Annotated in this window: 4 protein-coding genes; 1 reads left to right on the top strand and 3 read right to left on the bottom strand. The window is 61.3% G+C overall.

Going from position 1 to position 5,196, the window contains the following annotated elements; all coding sequences use genetic code 11:
- The first annotated feature begins 524 nt into the window (after positions 1-524).
- Complete coding sequence (locus BR41_RS21565; protein ID WP_035061477.1) at positions 525-806, top strand: hypothetical protein; 282 nt, start codon at positions 525-527, stop codon at positions 804-806.
- 231 nt (positions 807-1,037) lie between these two features.
- Here the strand turns inward: BR41_RS21565 and BR41_RS21570 are convergent, their stop codons facing one another.
- From BR41_RS21570 to BR41_RS23340, 3 genes are all read right to left on the bottom strand, one after another.
- Positions 1,038-1,697 carry a HupE/UreJ family protein gene (locus tag BR41_RS21570; protein WP_051711587.1) on the bottom strand — a complete coding sequence of 220 codons (660 nt, stop codon included), beginning with the start codon at positions 1,695-1,697 and terminating at the stop codon, positions 1,038-1,040.
- A gap of 254 nt (positions 1,698-1,951) precedes the next feature.
- Positions 1,952-2,488, bottom strand: a complete 537-nt coding sequence (locus tag BR41_RS21580; RefSeq protein WP_035061481.1) for a hypothetical protein — start codon at positions 2,486-2,488, stop codon at positions 1,952-1,954.
- Between the two features lie 256 nt (positions 2,489-2,744).
- On the bottom strand, positions 2,745-4,748 hold the full coding sequence (locus BR41_RS23340; RefSeq protein ID WP_051711589.1) for a carbohydrate-binding protein: 2,004 nt from the start codon (positions 4,746-4,748) through the stop codon (positions 2,745-2,747).
- Between the last annotated feature and the right edge of the window lie 448 nt (positions 4,749-5,196).

The following is a 5,196-nucleotide window of genomic DNA, read 5'->3' on the forward strand; positions in this document are numbered from 1 at the left end:
GTACGTGGCACTGCGACCTTCGGCACAAGCCGATGTGCTGACGGTGTTCTTCTGTCATAAGGCCATTCGCACCATCGATCTGCGGGTGCAGTTAGACTAGGTTGAGTGTTACCCATGTCTACCGACAAGTGTTACCTATGTCTCCCGGCTGAACACTCTGCTCAACCCAACCTACGAGGAAAGCCGGGCGGTGGTTTGCCAACGCCCGGCCGCTTCGGTTACGCTCCGGGTCAGGTGCTTCAACACACCTTCTCTCTCTAGGCGGCAACCCCACTGCGTCCGAAATCGGGGTTTTTTCACGTCCATAGGTTTCTCTATGGCCGGGTAGCGCGCAGTCATACAAGACCTTGGCGACAAGGGAAAGCTGCGGGCCGTCCTAGAGCGGTGTTGAAGTACCCGGCCGCCCTCTCAACAGGGGCTGAATTCAACGAATCTCTAGGAGCCTTTCATGGATACGCGTCTCTTTGCGTCACCCATCCCCACGGCCGAATCGCGCGGGTTTTCTACTCGCCCAGGAGGCCGGCATGTCTGAACCGCAACCCACTCCCAAACCTCGACCCATCCCGCGCTTTGCCTATGCTTCGCCATCGGGCACCGGCCGCACCTATGACGAAATCGCCCATTACGGCATGGATAGCGTGGCGGAGTTGGGCCGGCTGTTCCAGATCGTGGCGGCGCTGGTCGATCCCGCTTCGGCGGCGTATCAACTGGCGCAGTCGGGCATTGCCGTGGCATCAGAACGGCGAGCGGCGATCGATGCCGCCCGCATGTCAGAGAAGCTATTCAGAGAGAAAGACCGGAAGTAACCGGACATGACATGACGGGGAAAGGCCAGCGCTTGCAAGAGCGCTGGCCTTTTTGGTTTTGGGAACCCCGGTGTCTGCATGCCATCGGGTAGGTTGGTGTTGAGCGTAGCGAAGCCCAACATGGATGCGATGAATGTTGGGCTACGCTCAACCCAACCTACAGGGCTACAGGGCTTCGCCGGCACCCTCACCCCCGGCCCCTCTCCCGTAAACGGGCGAGGGGAGACAAGCTCAACCGACCCACCCCAACGCGTTCACCAGAAAATAGCTCCCTGCCACTGAAATCGCCGCCGAACCATAGCGCCGCGTGGTGTGGTTGAAGCGCTCTTCCCAACGCTGCCGGCCGTAGCGCAGCAGCAGATACACCGGAATCACCACCAGCTGATGGCCGATTTCCACACCCAGACTGAACGATGCCAGCGCCGTACCCAGCCCGACCGTGGGCAAACCTGCCATCGCATCGGTCAGCCCGCCGGCAAAGCCCAAGCCGTGGAATAAGCCGAACGCAAACGCCAGCGCCAGCCGTTGCACCCCGGCGCGTTGCTGCGGGCGCAGGATGTTGTCGAGCGCGACGGCGACGATGCTGGCGGAGATCATCGGTTCGACGATCTGCGGCGATAGGTGCACCACATGCAGCACCGATAGCGTGAGGGTGAGCGTATGCGCCAGCGTGAAGGCGCTGACGACCTTGATCAAATCCCAGAAATTGCGGGCGGCCAGCACTAGTGCGGTGACGAATAGCAGGTGGTCGTAGCCGGTGAGGATGTGCCAGATGCCGTGGTCGGTGTAGGTGGTGAAGGTCTGCCACAGGTCCATGTGGGCCGGGGCAGCTTGCAGGGTGGTGAAGGGGTCGGCGGCAACTGCTGCTGCTGCGCTCAGGATGTCGATCATGTTTTTGTTCTCCGATCAGGGTTTTGTAGCCCGGACGGCTTTGCCGGCCGGGGGCTTCGGGCTTATTCAAACAGCTCTGCGAACAATGCTTGGTGTCTTGTTCCCCCCTTCCACGAAGGGGGCTAGGGGGGATTTCTGCGGCATCTCAATGTGTAATGACGTCGAAATCCCCCTCAATCCCCCTTCACAAAGGGGGAGGAAAAATCTTGCGCGGTACTAAACAGGGTTTCGGTGAAGTCAGCATTTGCGTTGCCCTAAAACTCAATCACCATCCCCACATCCCCATCCAGCGTGCGCACGGTCTTTTCCACATCACCCGGCCGCGTGTACTGCAGCTCGTAGTGCGTGGCGACGTTGGCATCCATCAGCACGGTCTGGCGGATTTGCAGCTTTTTCCCCGCCGCATCGCTCAGCGCGCCGGGCGGAAGGGTGAATTTGAAATCGAATTGGGCCACGACATTCATCACCGACATGCCGCTGGAAAAGTGCGCCGCATCGCCCATGTGCTTGCGCACCAGCGTCGGCTGCAGCGCCACGCCATTCAGCGTCAGGATGATGGTGCGGGCGAGGTAGCGCGCGTGTTGGTCGGTCAGTTCGGTCAGCTTGCTGCCGTCATCCCAATCATGGGTGTGGCCGCCAGAGCCGAGCAGCATCTGCATGCCGGACGACTGCACCCGCAGCAGAATGTGGTCGGGCGTGATGACCATCAGCAGCGGCTGGTGGAATTCCGGGTGGGCGTGGGCCCACGGTGAAACCAGTACAACGAAAATCAGCACGATGAATCGGCGCATGGGTCGTTCGCTTTGGTAAGAAAAAAAGCAACGGGAAGGGGGCACCCGTTGCCGCTCAAGGAAAGATTCCAGTGTCTGTTCTAGGCTTGTCTCCCCTCGCCAAATACAAGGCTTTTGTCCCCTCGCCCACTTGTGGGAGAGGGCTAGGGAGAGGGTGGGGAGAAGGATGATGTCCTTGCCAATGCCCTCACCCCCGGCCCCTCTCCCACAAGTGGGCGAGGGGAGACAACACACTTGTGGGCGATGCCCTAGCCCATCACAACCCACTACTCATCGTGACTGACCCCGCCGTCGGCAACACATCCACGCGGTAGTGGCCGTTGCCCAGCGACTTGGCCGGCAGCGCCTTGCCGCCTTGGCCGAACAGCGTGCTGGCATCCGAACCGGTGAGGGTCAGTTCCAGCGTGATCGGCGTGGCGTATTTCACGCATTGCGGATCGGTGGCGGAGAAGTCGATGTGATGACCATCCGTCGCCAGCGTCGGCACGCAGTACTGGCGGGCGAAGCGGTAGCGGATCACGTTGGATGGCGTGGCAACCCACAGCAAGCCGGCATCCACCTTGGTTTTCACGTAATCCAGATGCGCCTGGTAACGCGCCAGTGGCACCGATTCATACGAGGTGTCGTTCACGCCGTGCATGGTGCGGGTGGCCCAACCGCCTTGGGCAATCGCGGCATCCACGTGCAGGTTGAGAATCTCGCTGCCTTGCGGATAGAGCGACCACTGGCCGGAGTTGGTGAAGAGATCCCACTGCACTTCATACGGATCGGTGAAGTTGGCGCTGTTCACGCCGACCGCTTGTCCGTACGTAATGGTGCCGCTGGCATCCACGCGGTTCGGTGCACGACCGCCGATGTAGTTGGCTTGGCTGCGCAGATAGGCGAGCGGGGCATCCGGTGCGATATCGGACGGCCAGGCGAAGTAGCTCACCTGGTAGCCGTTCAGATTGGTTGCGATGTCCTGCGCCGATTGCGCGATTTCCACGCTGCTCACCCAGTTGGCGGTGTTGCTGTCGTAGTGGTTGCGGGTGTGGCTGTAGATCTCGTGGCCGTGGCTGATGAACGTCTGCGCAGCGGTCCAGTGATACGGTGCGCAGTTGCCGGAGATGATGCCGAACGCCGCCACCAGTCCGCGCTTCACCAGTTCCGGGTCGGCGTAGTTGATCTGGCCGTCGGTGATGTAGGCACACAGATCGTCATGCAGCATCGAATACGCACCGGTCGCGCCGCCCTTCCAGGTATCCACCGTTACGGCAGTGATCTTGGCCGGGTTGGGGGTCGGCGTTGGTACTGGCGTCGGGGTTGGCGTGGCGCAGGGGGCCGGGAACACTGCGGCGACATCCCACAGCGTGGCGTCGTAGATCGCGCCGAGCGAACCATACGATTGCGGTTCGTTGGCGGCAGACGCGAGATGCGCTTGCTTGACGACGAAAACGCCCGGATAGGTGGAGCTGCCACCGTAATGCACCGTCAGCGTGTTGCTGCGTGGGTTGACGGCGGTGCCGACGGTGTAATTCGTACCGGCAGTCCAGGTCGGGAACGGTGCCTGGCCGGGGCACTTGCTGGCCACAATTTGCGTTGCGGTCGGGATGGTGGGGGCAGGCGTCGGGGTAGCGGTCGGCGGAACCGACGTTGGCGTCGGCGTGATCGGTTTGGGTGTCGGCGTGGTGGTGACGCCGCAGCCCGTGCTGATCACCGTCCAGTCCTTGCCGCTGCCGGCCGGGCCGTTATTGGTGGACGGGTTGGATTGCGTCCACCAGTTGGCGACGTAATTCACGCCATTCAGCGAGACCTTGTCACCGCCGTTGTAGGTGATGCCCGCTGTCCAGGTCGAGTAGCAGTTCACCGCCGGGGTCGGCCAGACCGGATCGACAATGGGGGTCACTGCGGGGGGCGTCGGCGTTGTGACGACACCAGTCGGTTTGGGCGTCGGGGACGGGCCTTGCGTCGGCACGACGGTCGGGTCTTGAACCGGGGTGATGCTCGGCTTGGGGGTGGGTGTTGCGGTTGGGCTCGGGGTCGGACTTGGCGTGCTGCCGGCGCTCGGACCCAGATCGGTCCACAGGCTGGCATTGGTCGGGTTCCAGCCGGTGGTGGCGTAGTCGGTCTGGTTGACCAGCGCCTTGTAGTCATGCCTGTTGTAGGCCACGACCGTGCCCGCAACGTAATAGGTATCGGCTTGCCAAGCCGTTGCCGCCAGTGCCGGCGCCGCGATAAACAGCGCCGGCACAATGGCTGACAGCCATCGATTGCTTTTCATTGTTCGTCTCCATCCTCTGTTTTTTTGAGCCAGCGTGGATCTCTCCAGCACCGTGCCTTGTGCACCGTAACAAGAGATGTTCGCGGGCATAAGCGGGTGACGGGGGTGGTTTCACGGGTGACGGATGATTTTTGGAAAATGTCTATTTAAACAAAGGGGTAGGGTGGGTTTGTGGTGGGGGTGGATTCACGAATGGCGAGGGTGCTGAGGGAGGTTTTTGTGTTTTGAGGGATGCGTGATATGGATGGAAAGCGTGCATATATCGGCATCGTTACCCCGGCCGGCGGATCAAAATTGCGGTTTTTGTCCCCTCGCCCATTTATGGGAGAGGGTTAGGGAGAGGGTGCTTATAAGAACTGCGCACTTGGCAAGCACCCTCACCCCCGGCCCCTCTCCCATAAATGGGCGAGGGGAGAAAATCTTGCTCACCCCTCACCCCTCACCCCTC

Origin of the sequence: Andreprevotia chitinilytica DSM 18519 (assembly GCF_000711875.1) — a bacterium.
Classification (GTDB): Bacteria; Pseudomonadota; Gammaproteobacteria; order Burkholderiales; family Chitinibacteraceae; genus Andreprevotia; species Andreprevotia chitinilytica.